Origin of the sequence: Pseudaquabacterium pictum (genome assembly GCF_005403045.1) — a bacterium.
GTDB lineage: Bacteria > Pseudomonadota > Gammaproteobacteria > Burkholderiales > Burkholderiaceae_C > Pseudaquabacterium > Pseudaquabacterium pictum.
Window position 1 is genome coordinate 1 of record NZ_BJCL01000043.1, and the last position, 2,659, is coordinate 2,659.

The following is a 2,659-nucleotide window of genomic DNA, read 5'->3' on the forward strand; positions in this document are numbered from 1 at the left end:
GGCGCCCTGCTCGCCTGCGCCGCCATCGCCACCCCGGCCCAGCCGGCCGACCTGCCGCCGCTGCGGCCGCTGACACTGGCCTCGGCCGAGGCCGCACTGGCCCGCCTGCCCGGCGCGCCGGCCCCGGCACCGGCCACCAGCGGCGCGCTGGACCTGCGCGGCAAGCAGGTGCACATCGCCGAATTCCTGCTGCTGTTCGATCTGGCCGGCGAGCAGCCCGGCCCGGTGCGCGACGGCAAGCTGCTGGGCCTGCCGGTGCCCGAGGGCCGGGCCCAGCTGGCCTGGCGCGCCACGCCCGACGTGGCCGTGCTGCAGGCGCTGACCGACCATGCCTGGGCCGACCTGCAGGCCCGGCTGCAGGCCGCCGGCGTGGTGCTGGCCGATGCCGCGGCCGTGGTGCAGGCCCACGGCGCGGTGCATGCGGCCAGCGCCGCCGGCAGCACGGCCGCCGCGCCGGTGCAGCTGGTCTTCACCCAGGGCGGCACCACGCGGCGCTACCTGGCGCTGGCGCCCACCGGCATGCGCCTGGTGCCGCGCACGCCGGCCGGCATCGGGCCGGGCGATGCCGCCGCCCGCACGGCCTACCAGGCGCAGCGGCAGGAGGCGCTGTCGCTGGCGATGGCGCTGCACCTGAGCGTGCTCGACACCACCGGCACCCGCGCACCGGCCTTTGCCGCACCGGGCGGCTTGCCCACGCTGTCGCCGCTGATGGAGCTGGCGCCTGCGCCGGCCGCCGCCCTGGTGCATGCCCATGCGCAGCAGGCCTTCATCAACCTGAACGAGGCGCTGGTCACGGCCGCGCCCTTCGGCCGCCTGCGGCTGGCGCCGCTGGACGGGCCCATTCCCAGCAATGACCCGCTGAAACCGCTGCTGTCCTTCGGCCTGCGGCTGCAGGGCGAGGCGGCAGCGCGCCGGGTGGAGGCGCTGCTCGACCTGGACGGCCCGTCCACCGCGCGGCTGGCCGTGGCCCTCACCGAGGCGGCCAACCAGGCCATCGCCAACGCGCTGAAGTCGGCGCGCTGATTTCCGGCGCCCACCCGCCCGCCCCGGGGTGCCCGGCGCGGATGGGCGCTGGTATCCTGCACCGCGCATGGCCGTCACCGACAACAACCGTCCCCCCGCCGCCCTGCCCCCGGGCACCCGGCTGGATGAATTCGAGCTGCGCCGGGTGCTGGGCATCGGCGGCTTCGGCATCGTCTACCTGGCCTTCGACCATGCGCTGGAACGCGACGTGGCGATCAAGGAGTACATGCCGTCGTCGCTGGTGGGCCGCAGCGACGGGCCCAAGGTCGCGCTGCACGGCGAATCGCATGCCGAGTCGTTCACGCTGGGGCTGCGCTCCTTCGTCAACGAGGCGCGGCTGCTGGCCCGCTTCGACGCGCCCGGCCTGGTGAAGGTGCACCGCTACTGGGAGGCCAACAACACCGCCTACATGGCCATGCCCTACTACGCCGGCAGCAACCTGCATGCGGTGCGCCGGCGCATGGACAAGACGCCCGACGAGGCTTGGCTGCGCCGCCTGCTCGAACCCCTGCTGGATGCGCTGGAGCGGCTGCACGGCGCCGGCATCTACCACCGCGACATCTCGCCCGACAACGTCATCCTGCAGCCCGACGGCCAGCCGGTGCTGCTGGACTTCGGCGCCGCGCGGCGGGTGCTCACCGACAAGAGCGTGGCGCTGACCGCCATCCTGAAGCCGGCCTACGCGCCCATCGAGCAGTACGCCGAGGCCGGTGCCGTCAAGCAGGGCGCCTGGACCGACCTGTACGCGCTGGGTGCCACGCTGCACTTCCTGCTGCTCGGCAAGGCGCCGCCACCGGCCACCGCCCGCGCGGTGGAAGACGAGATGCCGCCGCTGTCCCGCCAGCCGGCGCTGCTGGCGGTCTGCTCGCCCAGCTTCCTGCAGGCGGTGGACTGGATGCTCAGGCCGCGCCCGGCCGACCGACCGCAGAGCGTGGCCGCGCTGCGCACGGCCCTGGTGCCGCGCCCGTCCACGCCCGAGGACGACGACCGCACCATCCTCGACCTGTCGCGCCTGACGCCGCCCGAACCCGACGGCGAAGCCACCGTGCTGCTGCCCCGGCGCGACGAGGCCACGGTGCTGATCCCGCGCAAGCCCCCGCCCGCGGCACCGGTGACGGCGCGTGACGAGGCCACCATCCTGATGCCGAAGCGGGCCGATGCACCACCGCCGGCACCGGTGCGCGACGAGCCCACCATCCTGATGCCGCGCAAGGACGCGCCGGCTGCCGACGAGGTGCACCTGCTGCTGCCGCTGGACGAGGAGGCCACGGTCATCCTGCCCCGCCGCGGCGAGCAGGAGCCGACGATGCGCATGCCGCCGCCGGGCAGCACGCGCCCGCCGGTCAGCCCGCCACCGCTGCACGCCACCCGCGACACGCCGATGCCGCGGCCGGCCGAGCAGAAGAGCCCGGCCCTGCTGATCGGCGTGGTGGTGGCGCTGCTGCTGGCCGCGCTGGTGGGCTGGCTGGTGCTGAAGCCGTCTGCAGCGCCGGCCCCTGCGGCCGGCAGCACGCCGGCCTTGCCCGCCTCGGCCGCGGCCGAGGCCATGCCTGCACCCGGCGCCTCGGCACCGGCCACCGCCAACGCGCCCGCCGATGCCGCCAGCGGCGCCAGCACCGCCGGCGCCGCGGCCGCC

The 2,659-nt window shown here is 75.9% G+C and carries 2 protein-coding genes; both read left to right on the forward strand.

What is annotated here, in order from left to right; translation table 11 throughout:
* A partial coding sequence (locus FFT10_RS27900) for a hypothetical protein (RefSeq protein ID WP_228027349.1) occupies nucleotides 1–1,023 on the forward strand: 1,023 nt, incomplete at its 5' end.
* 67 nt (nucleotides 1,024–1,090) lie between these two features.
* The coding region (locus FFT10_RS27495; RefSeq protein WP_137736078.1) for a serine/threonine protein kinase at nucleotides 1,091–2,659 on the forward strand (1,569 nt) is incomplete at its 3' end.